Here is a 16586-nt window from a genome sequence, read left to right as displayed (position 1 = left end):
ATTCTGCTGCTCAAAACCGGAACGGCAGGAGTCCACGGATAGCCCTCGTTCAAGCCCGTCGAACCCGCGTCCCCTCAACCTTGTCCCTCACCCCAGCGGATGATACCCGCCAAAAACCCCCCACACCCAAACGTCCGAAAAAAATGCCGAGCCACACCATCCGCCTGCATCGCGGCGACCTGCCGGCCGGGTATGAGCCGGGGGCGGCGATCGCCGTCGACACCGAGACGCTGGGGCTCAACCCGCATCGCGACCGGCTCTGCGTCGTGCAGGTCTCGAAGGGGGACGGCTCGGCCGACGTCGTGCAGATCCTTCGCGATGGCCCGCTGCCCGCGGTGCTGGCGGGCATCCTGGCCGATGCGGGGGTGCGGAAGATCTTCCACTATGCGCGGTTCGACCTCGCGGTGCTGTACCGGGCGCTCGGGGTGATGCCGGCGCCGGTCTACTGCACCAAGATCGCCTCGAAGCTCGCGCGCACCTACACCGACCGGCACGGGCTCAAGGACGTGGTCCGCGAATGCGTCGGGGTCGACCTGTCGAAGGCGCAGCAATCCTCCGACTGGGGCGCCGAGACGCTGACGCCGGCGCAGGTGGAGTACGCCGCCTCCGACGTGCTCCACCTCCACGCCGCGCGCGACCGCCTCGACCGGATGCTGGCGCGCGAGAACCGCACGGATCTCGCCGAGGCCTGCTTCGCCTTCCTGCCGACCCGCGCCCGGCTCGACCTCGACGGCTGGCCCGAGGTCGACATCTTCGCCCACACCTGAGCGGCGCCCGGCCCGCGGCGGCGGCCCGGCGGGGGCGGCCGCCGGGCCGAGGCGGCGTCGGGCCGGATCAGTCGTCGCAGGGCAGCAGGTCGGCGCCGTCGGCGATGAACTGCGCGGTGTCGCGGACGGTCTGCGGCGTGCGCGGATCGTGGGCGACGAGGCCGGCCTCCTCGCGCAGGCGGTCGTTGCAGGCGCAGTGCGGCAGCCGGCCCGAGGCGCGGTCCGGCGTGCAGGCGTCGTGGTGGGCGCAGGCGAGGTCGAGGGCGTCCACCGGCGCGTGCCCCGGCCCGCGGTTGCCCGGGCCGCAGAAGTTGCCGTGGATCAGCAGGGCGTTGTGGGCGCCGTCGATCCGCGGCATCTCCTGCGCGTGGACCAGGGCGGGCAGCGCCACGGCGAGGGCGCCCGCGAGGGCGAGCCCGCGGAAACGGATGGTTCGAAAAACGGTCACGGTCGATCCTGTTCGCTGACGCCGCCCTCGACGGGGAAGATGGGGCGTCGATCCGGCAGGGCAACCGGCGGATCAGCCGCGCGATCCGAGCGTCGTCGCAAAGGTCGCACCGGGGTCGGGAGCCTACAGGGCCGGGCTCCGCCGGCGAAGCACCAGTCGATCGTGCCGGTCCGGTTGACGCATGTTAAGGCCGGGCCGGGCCGTTGCTATCATAGGCTGCAAAGATCGCTCGGATCGGCAGGAAACTGCCGGATCTCAAGATCGCGTGTGGTGCGAAGACCGCGCGCGCTCAGCCGGCATGGCCGTCCTGCGGGCGGTCGAAGTCGAGCGACGCGGTGTCGATCACGATCTGCGTCCGGCTGATCACCTCGAGCTTGCGCAAGATCTCGGACACGTGGGCCTTCACGGTCGAGTCGCCGACCTGGAGCGCGTGGGCGATCTGCTTGTTGAGCTTGCCCTGGCGGATCATCAGCAGCACCCGCATCTGCTGCGGGGTGAGCCGGGCGATGCGCTCGGCGAGCGGGGCCTTCCGCGCGGCGCCGCGGGCGGGCGGCCCGGCCTCGGCGAGGCCTTCGGGAATCGCGAGCGCGCCGGCGAGCACGTCCCGGATCGCCCGCGTCAGCGTCGCCTTGTCGACCGCCTTCGGCACGTAGCCGGCCGCCCCGTGGTGCAGCGCCTCGCGCATGATGCGCGGATCCTCGTGCCCCGACACCACCAGGATCGGCACGCGCGGAAACCGGCCGCGGATGGTGACGAGCCCGTCGAAGCCCGACACCCCCCGCATCGACAGGTCGAGCAGCGTCAGCTCGATGCCGCGATGGGCGGCCAGCATCGCGCAGGCCGCCGCGATCCCGTCGGCCTCGTGCAGCACCGCGTCGGGATCGGACAGGCCGATCGTGCTGGCGAGCGCCTCGCGGAACAGCGGGTGGTCGTCGACGATCAGGAGTTCCATGGCCTCCCCCTCCGGGGCTCGGCCGCCCCGCGCGTCCGCCCGCAACCGCCGACGAGGCCTCGCACATCCGCCGCATCCGGCCAAGCCCGGGGCGCCGTCCGCAGGCAGCACGCGCCCCGTGGGGCGCCTGCTGGCCGCACGGCCGGCGGCGGCCTCAGTTCGCCCGAACGACCTCGACGAGGTTGTCCGAGAACGAGGGCGCGTGGCCCATGTCGCTGAAGGCGCCCGACGAGATGCTGTTGACCGTGCCCTCGTTGAGCTGGCGCCAGTAGCCCAAAGTCGCGACCACGATGCCGGCCGTCACGTCGTCGGTGATGCGGGCCACGCCCTTGAACGCGCCGCGGTCGTTGGCGACCTGCACCTTGTCGCCGTCGCGGATGCCGCGGGCGTCGGCGTCGGCCTGGCTGATCAGTACGAACTGCTCGCCCTGGCCCTTCTGCTTGTCCTCCATGTTGGCGTAGCAGGAGTTCAGGAAGTAGTGGCTCTTGGGCGAGACGATGTTGAGCGGGAAGCGCCTGGCCAGCTCCGGGTCGTTGGCGTGGGATTCCCGCGGGCCGAGGTAGTCGGGCAGGGGATCGAGCGCCTCGCCGGGCTGGAAGCCCTCGTACATCTGCCGGAACGGCGGCGCGACGAAGTTCGTGGCGCCCTCCACCTTCAGCATGCACTTGCCGGTCGGCGTCGGGAAGTTGCCCTCCCGGTGCGGCGCCCGGTCGTCCGGCGTGCCGACCTTCAGGCGGGCGAAGCCGTGCTCGCGCATGTAGGCGAGGTCGATGCCTTCGCAGGCCGGCGACGACCAGTCGACGTAGTGCTCGAGGCACTCGCTGTCCGACCACGTGAAGTTCTCCTCCGCGTAGCCGAGCCGGGCCGCGAGCCGGCGGAAGATCTCGTTGTTCGGGATCGCCTCGCCGGGCGCGTCCGCGCACTTGGTGTTGTAGGTCAGGTAGAGGTGGCCCCAGGACAGGATCATGTCCTCCATCTCCGCGCCCATCGTGGCGGGCAGCAGGATGTCGGCGTAGGACGCTGTGTCGGAGATGAAGTGCTCGGCCGAGACCATGAACAGGTCCTCGCGCATCAGCCCCTCGACGATCTTGTCGGTCTCGGGCGCCTGCGTGACGGGGTTCGAGTTCCAGCACATCATCGACAGGATCGGCGGGTCGAGCTTCAGCTCGCCGGTGAGCGCGCGCCCGATCTGCAGGTTCGACACGACGCGGGTCCCCTCCGGGATCAGGTCGGGCCGGCACATCACGTCGAACTTGTAGGGATGCTCCCACACGCCGAACTGGGTGACGCCGCCGCCGACGTGACGCCACGCGCCGGTCAGCGCCGGGATGCAGGTGACGGCGCGGATGGTCTGGCCGCCGCCGTAATGCCGCTCCAGCGCCACGCCCATGCGGATGCCGACCGGCTGCTCGGTCGCCATCTCGCGGGCGAGCGTGCGGATGTCCTCGGCCGGGACGCCGGTGATCGCGGCGGCCCATTCCGGCGTGCGGGGCGCGGCCCGCTCCTTCAGCTCCGCGAAGCCGACCGTGTGGTTGTCGACGTAGTCCTGGTCGACGAGGCCCTGCGCGATGATCGAGTTGATCAGCGCCATGGCGAGCGCGCCGTCGGTGCCGGGCTTCGGGGCGATGTGCCAGTCGGCGGCCTTGGCGGTGCGCGAGGCATAGGTGTCGATGACGACGACCTTGGCGCCCTTCTTCTGGGCGTCCTTGACGATGGCCCAGTGGTGCAGGTTCGTCGAGACCGAGTTGCAGGCCCAGATCACGATGTACTTGGAGTGGATGTAGCTGTCCGGGTCGAGGCCGGCGGTCGGGCCGACGGTGAGCAGCCACGCGGTGCAGGAGCCCTCGCCGCAGAAGGTGCGCTCGGTCACGGTGGCGCCCATGCGGTTGAAGAAGGCGTCGCCGCCGTTCAAGCCGTGCACGAGGCCCTGGTTGCCGAGGTAGCTGTAGGGCGCGATCGCCTCGGGGCCGTGCTGGTCGATGATCGCCTTCCAGCGCGTGACGATGGTGTCGAGCGCCTCGTCCCAGGTGATGCGCGCGAACTGCTTCGCGCCCTTCGGGCCGACGCGCTTCATCGGGTAGAGCAGCCGGTCGGGATGGTAGTGGCGCTTCTCGTAGTCCTTCAGCTTCACGCAGAGGCCGCCGCGGGTCATCGGATGGTCCGGGTTGCCCCGCACGCCGAGCAGCTCCCCGTCCTTCACCTCGAACAGCATCGAGCAGGTGTCCGGGCAATCGTGCGGGCAGCCGCCGAAGAAGGTCTCGGTCAGGCTCTCGGCCTCCGCGACGATCAGGGAGTCCGGCTTGACGATTTCGTTCATGTTTCCTCCACCGTCGGGCGTCCGGCCTTCTTGGCGTCCCGGATGGCGTGCCCGATTCACGCCTAAGGTGCACGAAACTGCAAACCATTCCAAATTCCGGTCGGGCGGAAGGGCCGGATCCGGTGCGATCCCTGGCACCGGCCGTTTCGTCGTGGCCGGGCCGAGCCCGCGTGCCGGCCGGCCACGGTTCCGATGTCGGCTCGGGTCGTACGGCTCCGGGAGGCCGCCGCCGATGAAGGGCGCCCGGTGGACCTGACGCGCGCGCGCAGGTCCACCGGAAGCGGACGTCGCCGTCGCGCCCGCGCACGACCCATGGCAAGGCCGGACGGTCCGCTTCCGGGCCGCGCATGGAGCGACGACTTGGGAACGCGGGACTTGTACTTGCGTCTGCTCGATGGATGCGAAAGCCGACCTGCCTTGCATGCTGACGTTCGGTCCTCCCGATCGCCCTCGAACGCAATCGTCGGATTGCCACATCTATAAATTGCGTGCACGTTCCGATCTGCCGCACGGAAGTCGTCCATGTGCGGGCATGGGACGGAAACCGGAGCGCCGATGATAGACCGCTCACGAGCAGATCGGTGCCTTGAGGTGGCCCGTGAGCTGCGCGCCATGGCCGAGGAGACGCGGCGGACGCTCCAGGCCTCGCGCGCGCTCGTCCTACGCTCCCGGGAGCAGACCGCTGCGGGGCCTCTCGCATCCTGCATGGACGACGCCCCCGGCCCGTCGAACCAATTGGTGGCGTCCCTCATCGAGGCCTACGAGGCCGCGGAAGACGACCCCGACACCCAGACCCGCCTGCTCCTCGGTCACGTGCTCCATCATGTCGGGCGTCGCATCGCCGGCGTGATGGGACCGCGCGTGGCCGGGATCGCCGTGCATTGATCGCCGCGGCGCGGGGATCGGCGGACGGTCATGATGAACGGTGACGACCTGCAGGACGACGACCCCGGTGCGCTGGTCCGCATCGCCCGGTCGCTGGGCGTTCCGGTGGCGACCTTCCTGACCGCCGACCCGGCTCGGGCATCGGACACCGAAACCGCCGTGGCGGGCCTGGATCATCTCCCCGAAGTGGTGGCGCTGCTGCGGCTGTTCGTGCGGCTGAAGAGCCCCGAGGCCCGGGCCCGCTGCCTCGCCTACGTCGTGCAGGAGGCCACGCACGACAGCTGATCCGCACGGCCGTCCTCGACATCGGGCGAGAACGCAGGATGCTGGGACCCGACGAACGGCATTGCATCGATCCGAAGGCTCAGAACATCGTGATGGACCACGACCACTTTCCGATCGTCGGCATCGGCGCGTCCGCGGGCGGCATCGAAGCGATGCAGGGCTTCTTCCGCGGGGTGCCGGAGACGCTCGGGGCAGCCTTTGTCATCGTTACGCATCTCAGCCGGGACCACAAGAGCCTGCTCCCGGACGTCCTGGCCCGGTTCACGCCGCTGGAGGTCGAGACCGCCACCGACGGCGCGCCGGTCCGACCGGGCCGCATCTACGTCATGCCGGGCGGTTTCGTCATGGGCATCGTGGACGGCCGGCTGACGTTGAGGCCGCTCGAGCCGAAGGTCCGCGAGACCAAGCCGGTCGACATCTTCCTGACGGCCCTGGCCCTCGACCAGGGCGAGCGCGCGGTCGGCGTGATCCTGTCCGGCGGCGACGGGGACGGCGCCATCGGCATCAAGGCGATCAAGGAGCACGGCGGCCTGACCTTGGCCCAGACCCTGGACGGCTTCGGGCCCGAGACCCCCGACATGCCGCTCAGCTCGCTGCGCACCGGCTTCGTCGATTTCGGCGAGCCGGCCGAACGGATGGGCGACCGGATCGCCGCGCACAGCACCGCCGCGCGGGAGGCCCAGGCCGACCCGGCCGCGCAGGAGCTCGACGCCGAGCTGCTTGCTGAGATCTTCGTCATCCTCCGCTCGCAGGTCGGGCACGACTTCTCGGGCTACAAGCCCAACACCTTCGTGCGCCGCCTGCAGCGGCGCATCGGCGTGGTCGGGGCGGCCGGGCCGGACGCCTACCTCAAGCGGCTGCGTGCCGACCCGGCGGAAGTCGGGGCGCTGTTCCGGGATCTGCTGATCGGCGTGACGAACTTCTTCCGCGACGCCGCCGCCTTCGAGGCGCTCGCCGCCCACGTCATCCCGAAGCTTCTCGATGCGCGCGCGGCGACCGAGATCGTGCGGGTCTGGGTGCCGGCCTGCTCGACCGGCGAGGAGGTCTACTCCCTGGCCATCCTCCTGCGCGAGCACATGCTCACCCTGGCGGATCCGCCGCGCGTGCAGATCTTCGCCACCGACATCGACGAGCGCTCGCTCACGGTCGCCCGGACCGGCCTCTACCCGAGGACCTACCTATCCGCCGTCTCGCCCGAGCGGGTCGCGCAGCACTTCGTCGTCGAGGGCGACAGCGCGGTGGTCAAGAAGGCCGTGCGCGACCTGTGCACCTTCGCCCCGCACAGCGTGCTGCGCGACCCGCCGTTCTCGCGCCTCGATCTCGTCTCCTGCCGAAACCTGCTGATCTACCTCGGCGTCGATGCCCAGCAGCAGCTGATGCCGGTGCTGCACTACGCCCTGCGCCCGCGCGGCTACCTGTTCATCGGCATGGCCGAGAACGTGACGCGCTTCGAGGACCTGTTCGAGACGATCGACAAGCGGCACCGCATCTTCCAGGCGCGGGACGCGATCCCGCCGGCCCGGTTGCCGCCGATGTCCGGGCCGGACACGGCGGTCTTCGTGGGGACCGGCCATCCGCACCGGCGCAACGTGAAGACGCACGCGGCCCTGCGGCACACGGTCGAGACGCTGATGCTGTCCGAGTTCACGCCCCCCCACGCGGTCGTGACGCGGACGGGCGAGGCCGTGCATTACTCGTCGCGGATCGGCGATCATCTGGAGGTCGTGCCCGGCCAGCCGACCCGGGAGCTGGCCGCGATGGCGCGCAAGGGCCTGCGGCTGGATCTCCGGACGGCCCTGCGCGAGGCGATCGAGGGCAACACCCGGGTCGTGCGCGACAGCATCGGCGTCGAGCTTCCGGACGGGCGCCTGCAGACGATCACCCTGGTCGTCAAGCCGCTCCACACGCCGAGCGAGACGGAGCCGCTGTTCCTGGTGGTGTTCGACGAGGCCGCCGCCCCCGTCGAGAAGGAGCGGCGGCAGGCTCTGGAAGCCGACGATCGGGACGCGGCGATCCACGGCCTGGAGCGCGAGCTGAGCAGCACGCGCGAGCGGCTCCAATCCGTGATCGAGGAGTACGAGACCTCCCTTGAGGAGCTCAAATCCTCGAACGAGGAGCTGTACTCCGTCAACGAGGAGATGCAGGCCGCCAACGAGGAGCTCGAGGCCGCGAAGGAGGAGACGCAGTCTCTGAACGAAGAGCTTCAGACGATGAACGTCGAGCTGACGTCGAAGATCGAGGCGATCGATCAGCTGAGCGACGACCAGGCCACGCTGTTCGAGGGCATGAACGTCGCCAGCGTGCTCCTCACGCCGGATCTCCACATCCGCATGTTCACCCGTGCCGCGGCGCAGATCTTCGGCTTGCAGCCGAGCGACGTCGGCCGGTCCCTGCGCAACTTCTCGGCGCCGATCGCCCTGACGTGGCTGTCGGACGAGATCCCGACGGTGCTGGCGACGCGCCGGCCCTCCGAGCGGACGATCGAGGGCGCGGACGGCGCCCGCTACCACGTCCGGTTGATGGCCTCGTCCCGGAAGGGCAGCCGGGCGCCCGGCATCGTCGCGAACTTCACGAACCTGCGCGAGCCGGGGTGACCGACCGTCTTGTCCCTGCGCGCCCGCGACCCTTGCCCTGCGCGCCCGGGACCTCGGCGACGCCCGCACCGGTGCCCGTGCGCGGGCACCGGCCGTCGGCACGGCTTTGCGGAGCATGGCGCCTTCCGGCCCATGAGCGCGCGGATCGCGGCGCCGGCCCAAGCCGATGGTCGAACGGCAGCTTTTCGGCCGCTCGCCACCCCCAGGCGACCCCCGGAAACCGAGCCGCAGAGCGAAGCCCCTCGCGCCGAGGCTTCCTCAGTCCTTCGGGCGGTCCAGCTGCGCGATCAGCGCTTCAAGGCGCTCGCTCACCGGGGCGGAGAGGGTGTCGGCGTAGAGGTTGCGCAGGTTTTGGCCGAGGTGGCGGCGCACGCTCGGGTTCAGCGGCGGCTGGGTCTGGGGCGTCTCGCCCGGCCGGGACGTCTGCGGCTTCGCCATGACCACCGGACCCTCACGCCATTCCGACATCCCGGCAGAATGGCAAAGCTTGGTTAAGGCCTCGTCACCGGCAGGCCGCAGATGTCGCGGATTCGGAACCGCGCGCGGCGGGGGATTGTTGGCCGGTTGAGATCCCGTCGATTCCCCGATCCAAAACCCCGGACCCCGCGCGTGCTCCTCCCCCGCCTCATCTCCGCCGCCGCCGCCCTGGCGATCGCGCTTGCCTGCACCCCCGGGCACGCCCAGACCAAGCCCGGCGAGATCAAGGGCGTCGACGCGATGGGCGACAAATCCCGCAGCGCCAACGACGGCTGGAGCCAGGCCCCCGTGCCGCGGGAGGAATCGGCGGCCAAGGACGCGCCCAATCCCGGCGGCAACGCGACGGCCGAGAACCGCAACCGCGACGTGCCGGGCGCCTCGACCGGGTCCTCCTCCGGCACCGAGCCGCAGGCGCCGCTCGATCACCGCACCCCGGGCGCCTCGGGTCAGAACCCCGCCTCGCCGTCCAAGTAAGACGTCCTTAAACCAAGTCTTGCTTCGGCCGGGCTCGGGCCCGGCAAAATATTGCAGCCGCCGCGGGATGGATCGGGCCGGCAAATCGTGGCGGCCCCGACGGCGACAGACCGACGATCTGTGTCACGGAACCGCACTTGCCTCGGCGCGCCAATCCTGGGATGCATGCTGGAATAACTCCAGTTCTGATCGGGATGGACGGATGACGATTCAGGTCTCTCGCCGCGGCCTGCTGAAGGGTGGCGCCGTCACCCTCGCGGGCGGCTCGCTCGGCGCCCTCGGCTTCGGCGGCCTCGAGCCGGCGATGGCGGCGGCGGTGCGCCCCTTCAAGCTCGCGCAGATGCGCGAGACCCGCAACACCTGCCCCTACTGCTCGGTCGCCTGCGGCATCATCCTCTACAGCCTCGGCGACAAGTCGAAGAACGCCCGCTCGGCGGTGATGCACGTCGAGGGCGATCCCGATCACCCGATCAACCGCGGCACGCTCTGCCCGAAGGGCTCGGCGCTGCTCGACTTCATCCAGGCCGAGACCCGGACGAAGTACCCGCTGCACCGCGAGGCCGGCGCGAAGGAGTTCAAGCGCGTCTCCTGGGAATTCGCCTTCGAGCGGATCGCCCGGCTGATGAAGGAGGACCGCGACAAGAACTTCGTGGCCAAGAACGGCGACCTCACGGTCAACCGCTGGACCACGATGGGCTTCCTCGGCGCCTCCGCGACCTCCAACGAGACCGCGTGGCTGACCTACAAGACGGTCCGAAGCATGGGGGCCCTGGTCTTCGACAACCAGGCCAGGGTTTGACACGGCCCATCGGTCGCCAGTCTGGCGCCCTCCTTCGGCCGCGGTGCGATGACCAACCTCTGGATGGACATCAAGCACGCGGACGTCATCACCGTCATGGGCGGCAATGCTGCTGAGGCGCATCCCTGCGGCTTCAAGTGGGTGGTCGAGGCCAAGGCCCACAACAACGCCAAGCTGATCGTCGTCGACCCGCGCTTCACGCGCACCGCGTCGGTGGCCGACCTGTACTGCCCGATCCGCCAGGGGACCGACATCGCGTTCCTGTCGGGCGTGGCCAAATACCTGCTCGACAACGACAAGCTGCAGCACCGCTACGTCGCGGCGTATTCCAACGCCGGCTACGTCGTGCGCGAGGGCTACGACTTCCAGGACGGGCTGTTCTCCGGCTACGATCCGGAGAAGCGCGACTACGACAAGTCGACCTGGGACTACGAGATCGGGCCGGACGGCTACGCGGTCGTCGACGAGACGATGCAGCACCCGCGCTGCGTGATGCAGCTCCTGAAGAAGCACGTCGCGCTCTACACGCCCGAGATGGTGTCGCGGATCTGCGGCTCGCCGCAGGAGACCTTCCTCAAGGTCTGCGAGCTCATCGCCACGACCTCGACGCCCGACCGGACGATGGCCTCGCTCTACGCGCTCGGCTGGACCCACCACTCGAAGGGCTCGCAGAACATCCGCTCGATGTGCATCGTGCAGACCCTGCTCGGCAACATCGGGATGCTGGGCGGCGGCATGCAGGCGCTGCGCGGCCACTCCAACATCCAGGGGCTGACCGACATCGGGCTGATGTCGAACCTCATCCCCGGCTACCTGAACATCCCGATCGAGAAGGAGCCGACCTACCAGTCCTACGCCGAGAAGCGGCAGTTCAAGCCGCTGCGCCCGGGCCAGACCAGCTACTGGTCGAACTACAACAAGTTCTTCGTCTCGTTCCAGAAGGCGATGTGGGGCGAGAAGGCGACCAAGGAGAACGACTGGGCCTACGACTACCTGCCCAAGCTCGACGTGCCGACCTACGACGTGCTGCGCGGCTTCGAGCTGGCGAAGCAAGGCAAGATGACCGGGTACATCATCCAGGGCTTCAACCCCCTGCTGTCGTTCCCCAATCGCGCCAAGATGACGGAAGCCTTCTCCAAGATGAAGTTCATCGTGGTGATGGATCCGCTCAAAACCGAGACCGCGCGGTTCTGGGAGAACCACGGCGAGTACAACGACGTCGACACCGCCTCGATCCAGACCGAGGTGTTCGAGCTGCCGACGACGCTGTTCGCCGAGGAGGAGGGCTCGCTCTCCAACTCCAGCCGCTGGCTGCAATGGCACTGGCAGGCCCAGGACGCGCCGGGCGAGTGCAAGCCCGACATCGACATCATGGCGGGCATCTTCCTGCGCATGAAGGAGATGTACCAGAAGGAGGGCGGCGCCTTCCCGGACGCGATGCTCAACCTGACCTGGAACTACGCGATCGCCCACGAGCCGACCCCGGTCGAGCTCGCGCGCGAGCTGAACGGCTACACGCTCGCCCCGACGCCGGGCCTCGACGGGCAGACCCTGCCGGCCGGGCGCCAGGTCGACGGCTTCGCCCAGCTCAAGGACGACGGCACCACGGCCTGCGGCTGCTGGGTCTATTCGGGCTGCTACACGGAGAAGGGCAACACCATGGCCCGCCGGGACAACACCGATCCCGGCGACCGCGGCATCGCGCCGAACTGGGCCTTCGCCTGGCCGGCCAACCGCCGCGTGCTCTACAACCGCGCCTCGTGCGACCCGGAAGGGAAGCCGTGGTCGGAGAAGAAGAAGCTCATCGAGTGGAACGGCAAGCAGTGGGTCGGCTTCGACGTGCCGGATTACGGCGTCACCGTCGCCCCCGATAAGGGCGTCGGCCCGTTCATCCTCAACCAGGAGGGCGTCGCCCGCCTGTGGACCCGCGGCCTGATGCGCGACGGGCCGTTCCCGACGCACTACGAGCCGTTCGAGTCGCCGATGGCCAACATCCCGTTCCCGCGGGTGAAGGGCAACCCGGCGTCGCGGATCTTCAAGGACGACCTGGCCGATCTCGGCACCTCGGAGGAGTTCCCCTACGCGGCGACGAGCTACCGGCTGACCGAGCACTTCCACGGCTGGACCAAGCACGCCCGGATCAACGCGATCCTCCAGCCGGAGGCCTTCGTCGAGATCTCCGAGCAGCTCGCGAAGGAGAAGGGCATCGTCAAGGGCGGCTGGGTCCGGGTCTGGTCCAAGCGCGGCTCGCTCAAGGCCAAGGCGGTCGTCACCAAGCGCATCAAGCCGCTGATGTGCGACGGGAAGGCCGTCCACGTGGTCGGCATCCCGCAGCATTGGGGCTTCATGGGCCAGACGAAGAAAGGATGGCACCCGAACTCGCTCACCCCGGTGGTCGGCGACGCCAACACCGAGACGCCCGAGTTCAAGGCGTGGCTCGTCAACATCGAGGCGACGACGCCTCCTGCTGACGCCGTCGCGTAAGGGGAGCATCAGACCATGGCCGATTACAGCTCCCTCGACATCCGGCAGCGCTCCGCCTCCACGGAGACGCCGCCGGCCATCCGCTCGCACATGGAGGTCGCCAAGCTCATCGACGTGTCGAAGTGCATCGGCTGCAAGGCCTGCCAGTCGGCCTGCGAGGAGTGGAACGACTTGCGCGACGACGTCGGCGTCAACGTCGGCGTCTACGACAACCCGCACGACCTCACGCCCAAGACGTGGACCCTGATGCGGTTCACCGAGTACGAGAACGAGGCGACCAACAACCTCGAATGGCTGATCCGCAAGGACGGCTGCATGCACTGCACCGATCCGGGCTGCCTCAAGGCGTGCCCGTCCCCCGGCGCGATCGTGCAGTACTCCAACGGCATCGTCGACTTCATCGAGGAGAACTGCATCGGCTGCGGCTACTGCGTGAAGGGCTGCCCGTTCAACATCCCGCGCATCTCCGAGAAGGACCACAAGGCGTACAAGTGCACGCTGTGCTCGGACCGCGTCGCCGTCGGCCAGGCGCCCGCCTGCGCCAAGGCGTGCCCGACCGGCTCGATCATGTTCGGCACCAAGGCCGCGATGATCGAGCAGGCGCACGGCCGGGTCGAGGACCTCAAGTCGCGCGGCTTCGAGCATGCCGGCCTGTACGACCCGGCCGGCGTCGGCGGCACGCACGTGATGTACGTGCTCCACCACGCCGACAAGCCGCAGCTCTATGCCGGCCTGCCCCTCGACCCGAAGATCTCGCCGCTGGTCGCCTTCTGGAAGGGCGGCGCCAAGGTGTTCGGGCTCGCCGCGATGGGCTTCGCGGCGGTCGCCGGGTTCTTCCACTACGTCACGGCGGGGCCGAACGAGGTCGTCGCCGAGGAGGAGGAAGAGGCGATCGAGTACGACCACGAGAAGCGCCGCGACGCCGAGAGCGGCGAGGCCCGGCCGCACTGACGGGCACGGGAGGCCGGCGCCGCCGAGGGCGGGCCGGCCTCCCGGCTCCCGTTCGGGGCCACGGGCGCATCGATCGCGCGCGGTGGATCCCGGCGCGCGAGGACGACGCGGCCCTACGATAAGCGCGAGCCTTGTCCGCGATCGGGAGATCGTGGACGATGCTCCAGGTCGAGAGAAGCAGACCCGATGACCGTTCACACCGACATCCGAGACGGCGATGCCCGCCCCTTGCGCGAGGTGCACGAGGCGCCGGAGATCCTCTACGTTCCCCGCTACACCGGCCTGCAGCGCGTCAACCACTGGATCACCGCGATCCTGTTCACCCTGCTGACCCTCTCCGGCCTGGCGATGTTCACGCCGTACCTGTTCTCGCTCACCGGCATCTTCGGCGGGGGCCAGGCGACGCGGGCGATCCACCCGTGGTTCGGCGTGGCGCTGGCGGTCAGCTTCGCGCTGCTGTTCCTGCGCTTCTGGAAGCTCAACATCCCCAACAAGGACGACGTCGCCTGGTCGATGAAGATCGGCGACGTGGTCACCAACCGCGAGGACCGGCTGCCAGAGCTCGGCAAGTACAATGCCGGCCAGAAGGGCGTGTTCTGGGGCCAGACCGCGCTGATCGGGATCATGTTCGTCACCGGGCTGGTGATCTGGGACCAGTACTTCTACCAGTACACCGTCATCGAGACGAAGCGCTGGGCGCTGCTGGCGCACTCGCTCGCCGCGGTCGTCGCCATCGCGATCATCGTCGTGCACATCTACGCCGGCATCTGGGTGCGCGGCACCGGCCGGGCGATGGTGCGCGGCACCGTCACCGGCGGCTGGGCCTATCGCCACCACCGCAAGTGGTTCCGGCAGATCGCCGGCGGCAAGCGCCAGCGCGGCTCCACCGACAAGCGCGGGCACTGACGCCTTGGCCCGTTTCTTCAAGCGCACCCCCGCGGCCGAGCCCGCGGGGCAAGATCCCGCCGCGCAAGATCCCGCCGACACCGCCGGTAAAACCCCGAAACGCCAGAAGCTGCACGAGCTGCAGCCCGATCCGGACCGGATCGGCATCGCCGGCTCGGTGCCCTTCGTCCAGCTCCCCGTCCCGGCCGACCTGTTCGCGAACCGCGCCCTGCGGCTGCAGCGCCTTGCCCCCGACCATCCTATGGGCGGCTACCTCGACCTGCTTGCCCGCATCGCCACGGCGCAGGCCTCGGTTCAGGCCGCGCGCGCCGGACAGGTGCCGCAGCCCGAGACCGAGCCGAATGCCGACCGCGCCCTGCGGCTCGAGCACGGCATGCCGCCGCTCTCGCGCCACAGCCTGGAGGCGCCCGGCGCCTTCCTGGCCTGCCTGGACGGGCTGCTCGCCGCCCTCGACCTCGGGCCGGCGCCGCAGGCCGCCCACGACGCGGCGGCGGCGCTGCGATCCGCATCGCCGGAGGATCGCCTCGATCTCGGCGTGCAGGTGTTCGAGGGCGCGTTCCCGGTCGAGCGCATGGCCGAATGCGTGTTCGTCGCGGCCGCGCTCCAGCTCTGCCTGTCGGAGGCCGCCGCCCGCCTCGACCGGTCGGCGCTGAAGCCGGTGGCCGACGGCGTCTGCCCGGCCTGCGGCGGCGCTCCCGTGGCGAGCCTGATCGTCGCCTGGACCCCGGCCGACAAGGCGCGCTACCTCGCCTGCTCGCTCTGCGGCAGCCAGTGGAATCACGTCCGCATCCGCTGCACCGCCTGCGGCTCGGGCGAGGCGATCACCTACCAGAGCCTCGACGAGCTCTCGAAGGACATCCAGGTCGAAACCTGCGGCACCTGCCACAGCTACATCAAGCACCTGCACCAGCACCGCGACCCGGCGCTCGACCCCGTCGCCGACGACGTCGCCTCCTACGGCCTCGACCTGAAGATCGCCGAGGACGGCTTCCACAAGGCCGGGTTGAACCCGCTCTTCGTGACCTGAGCGCCGCTCCGCCGCCGGAGGCGAGGCGCCGGCGGCGCGGTTTCCCCCTTCCGCACCGGGCGGCGACATAACGTCCATCGCGCGCGCGCATGGACCGATTGCGCGCAATCGACGTTGTCCCGGCTCAGGCGCTCGATGCGCCGTCCCCTCGTCCAGGCCCCACCCCCATGATCAAGCTCACCCTCGCCGCCGCCCTCGCGCTCGGCGTCGCCGCCCCCGCTTTCGCCCAGGTCATCGAGACGCCGACCGGCACCACCGTCGTCGTGCCGCCGGGCGCGCCGGGCGTGGTCACGCGCCAGACTAACTCGACCGGCGAGGAAGGCGCCGCCACCTACTCGCCGACCGGCCGCGCCGCCGACGGCATCGCCACCGACTCGGCCGCCTCCGGCAACGAGGGCCAGCCCTCGCGCATCGGCTCGACCGGCAGCGGCGGCGGCCGCTGAGCTTCCGTCCCATCGGCTGACGGCGGCCCCGTCGAAATCGGTGACTGCAGGCGCGTTCCAGTGCGGATGCGCCTGCTTCGGTTATCCGCGGTTCGGCGATGCGGCGCCACCTTCAGCCGGGTTTCCATCGCGCCAGCAGGCTCCGGCGCAGCCGGCGCAGGCGTCCGGTGAGGCTTTGCCCGCGGCGCTCCGCCTCGGCCTCGACCTCGACATCGTAGCGCTCGATCCAGTCGATGTTCTCGGCGCGACGTGCCATCTGCTCGGCGACGCGACCAGGGTCGGGGATCTTCCAGCCGACCCCAAACCCATTCTCCGCGAAGGTCGTCGTGCCAGGTGTGAAGTAGTAGTGCGCGTGGTTCCTGTTGATGGCATCGAACAGGATGTAGTTTGCGTGCAGGTGCAGCATCCCCGACAAGGCGATGGTCCGCCGCGCCGGCGCCGAGAACGGCGCGGTATGGAAGGCCGAGCCAGTCAGCCCCATGACGACCCGTCTCTGGGCGAAGAGCTTGACCTGCTCGGCGAAGCTCATCGTCTCAGGGTACAAGATATCGACGCCCTGGCGCTCCAGCGCGGCCACAAGGTTGCTCTCGTTCACGAGGCGTTGAACCCCAGTCGGCAGGCGCGATTTCGACAAATAGGCCGGTCGCGTGACCGTATCGACCTCGGCTTCGGTCCAATGGCGACGCCCGATGGTGCGACACAGGTCGCCGAACACCGCGTGGGCGCTCTGCAAGCTCCGGAAGCTCGGCTCCGGGATTGCCACCCGCGGCAGCATGA

15 protein-coding genes are annotated in these 16586 nt (G+C 69.6%); 10 read left to right on the top strand and 5 right to left on the bottom strand.

Features of this window, described 5'->3' with window-relative positions:
* Positions 1-143 precede the first annotated feature (143 nt).
* On the top strand, positions 144-767 hold the full coding sequence (locus MKK60_RS05035) for a ribonuclease D (protein WP_243984121.1): 624 nt from the start codon (positions 144-146) through the stop codon (positions 765-767).
* A gap of 67 nt (positions 768-834) precedes the next feature.
* On the opposite strand, the gene MKK60_RS05030 is transcribed toward MKK60_RS05035, so the two are convergent.
* The 3 genes from MKK60_RS05030 to MKK60_RS05020 form a co-directional block, all read right to left on the bottom strand.
* Positions 835-1215 carry a hypothetical protein gene (locus MKK60_RS05030; RefSeq protein ID WP_243947932.1) on the bottom strand — a complete coding sequence of 127 codons (381 nt, stop codon included), beginning with the start codon at positions 1213-1215 and terminating at the stop codon, positions 835-837.
* A gap of 289 nt (positions 1216-1504) precedes the next feature.
* The gene (locus MKK60_RS05025; protein WP_243984120.1) at positions 1505-2167 is read right to left on the bottom strand and encodes a response regulator; all 663 of its coding nucleotides are present in this window, start codon (positions 2165-2167) and stop codon (positions 1505-1507) included.
* A gap of 154 nt (positions 2168-2321) precedes the next feature.
* Complete coding sequence (locus MKK60_RS05020) at positions 2322-4484, bottom strand: molybdopterin-dependent oxidoreductase (protein WP_243933073.1); 2163 nt, start codon at positions 4482-4484, stop codon at positions 2322-2324.
* Positions 4485-5075: 591 nt separating this feature from the next.
* Here MKK60_RS05020 and MKK60_RS05015 point away from each other — a divergent pair.
* From MKK60_RS05015 to MKK60_RS05005, 3 genes are read left to right on the top strand one after another with little or no spacing between them, the layout of a single operon-like run.
* On the top strand, positions 5076-5369 hold the full coding sequence (locus MKK60_RS05015) for a hypothetical protein (RefSeq protein ID WP_147725363.1): 294 nt from the start codon (positions 5076-5078) through the stop codon (positions 5367-5369).
* 30 nt (positions 5370-5399) lie between these two features.
* A complete protein-coding gene (locus tag MKK60_RS05010; protein WP_243984119.1) occupies positions 5400-5654 on the top strand; it encodes a hypothetical protein in 255 nt (84 codons plus the stop codon).
* 38 nt (positions 5655-5692) lie between these two features.
* Positions 5693-8248: a CheR family methyltransferase gene (locus MKK60_RS05005; protein ID WP_243938210.1), complete on the top strand. Its 2556-nt coding sequence runs from the start codon at positions 5693-5695 to the stop codon at positions 8246-8248.
* A 258-nt stretch (positions 8249-8506) separates the two neighbouring features.
* Here MKK60_RS05005 and MKK60_RS05000 read toward each other — a convergent pair whose 3' ends face one another.
* Complete coding sequence (locus MKK60_RS05000) at positions 8507-8686, bottom strand: NepR family anti-sigma factor (protein ID WP_147843913.1); 180 nt, start codon at positions 8684-8686, stop codon at positions 8507-8509.
* Positions 8687-8857: 171 nt separating this feature from the next.
* Here MKK60_RS05000 and MKK60_RS04995 point away from each other — a divergent pair, with 171 nt between their 5' ends.
* From MKK60_RS04995 to MKK60_RS04970, 6 genes are all read left to right on the top strand, one after another.
* Positions 8858-9199 carry a hypothetical protein gene (locus MKK60_RS04995; RefSeq protein WP_243984118.1) on the top strand — a complete coding sequence of 114 codons (342 nt, stop codon included), beginning with the start codon at positions 8858-8860 and terminating at the stop codon, positions 9197-9199.
* Positions 9200-9401: 202 nt separating this feature from the next.
* The gene (gene fdnG / locus MKK60_RS04990) at positions 9402-12482 is read left to right on the top strand and encodes a formate dehydrogenase-N subunit alpha (RefSeq protein WP_147728353.1); all 3081 of its coding nucleotides are present in this window, start codon (positions 9402-9404) and stop codon (positions 12480-12482) included.
* Between the two features lie 15 nt (positions 12483-12497).
* The gene (fdxH, locus tag MKK60_RS04985; RefSeq protein WP_243984117.1) at positions 12498-13433 is read left to right on the top strand and encodes a formate dehydrogenase subunit beta; all 936 of its coding nucleotides are present in this window, start codon (positions 12498-12500) and stop codon (positions 13431-13433) included.
* A 186-nt stretch (positions 13434-13619) separates the two neighbouring features.
* Positions 13620-14339, top strand: coding sequence for a formate dehydrogenase subunit gamma (locus tag MKK60_RS04980; protein ID WP_147728351.1), 720 nt, complete (start codon positions 13620-13622; stop codon positions 14337-14339).
* Between the two features lie 4 nt (positions 14340-14343).
* A complete protein-coding gene (gene fdhE / locus MKK60_RS04975) occupies positions 14344-15366 on the top strand; it encodes a formate dehydrogenase accessory protein FdhE (protein ID WP_147860200.1) in 1023 nt (340 codons plus the stop codon).
* A 167-nt stretch (positions 15367-15533) separates the two neighbouring features.
* Positions 15534-15809: a hypothetical protein gene (locus tag MKK60_RS04970; protein WP_147842273.1), complete on the top strand. Its 276-nt coding sequence runs from the start codon at positions 15534-15536 to the stop codon at positions 15807-15809.
* A gap of 112 nt (positions 15810-15921) precedes the next feature.
* On the opposite strand, the gene MKK60_RS04965 is transcribed toward MKK60_RS04970, so the two are convergent.
* Positions 15922-16584 (bottom strand): glycosyltransferase family 61 protein, encoded by a 663-nt coding sequence (locus tag MKK60_RS04965; RefSeq protein WP_279603977.1) that lies wholly within the window; start codon positions 16582-16584, stop codon positions 15922-15924.
* Positions 16585-16586: the final 2 nt, after the last annotated feature.

The organism is Methylobacterium sp. J-092 (assembly GCF_022829325.1).
In the GTDB taxonomy this organism is placed as follows: Bacteria; Pseudomonadota; Alphaproteobacteria; order Rhizobiales; family Beijerinckiaceae; genus Methylobacterium.
Note: the sequence above shows the minus strand (reverse complement) of the source record. Positions and strands in the feature narration are given on the sequence as shown.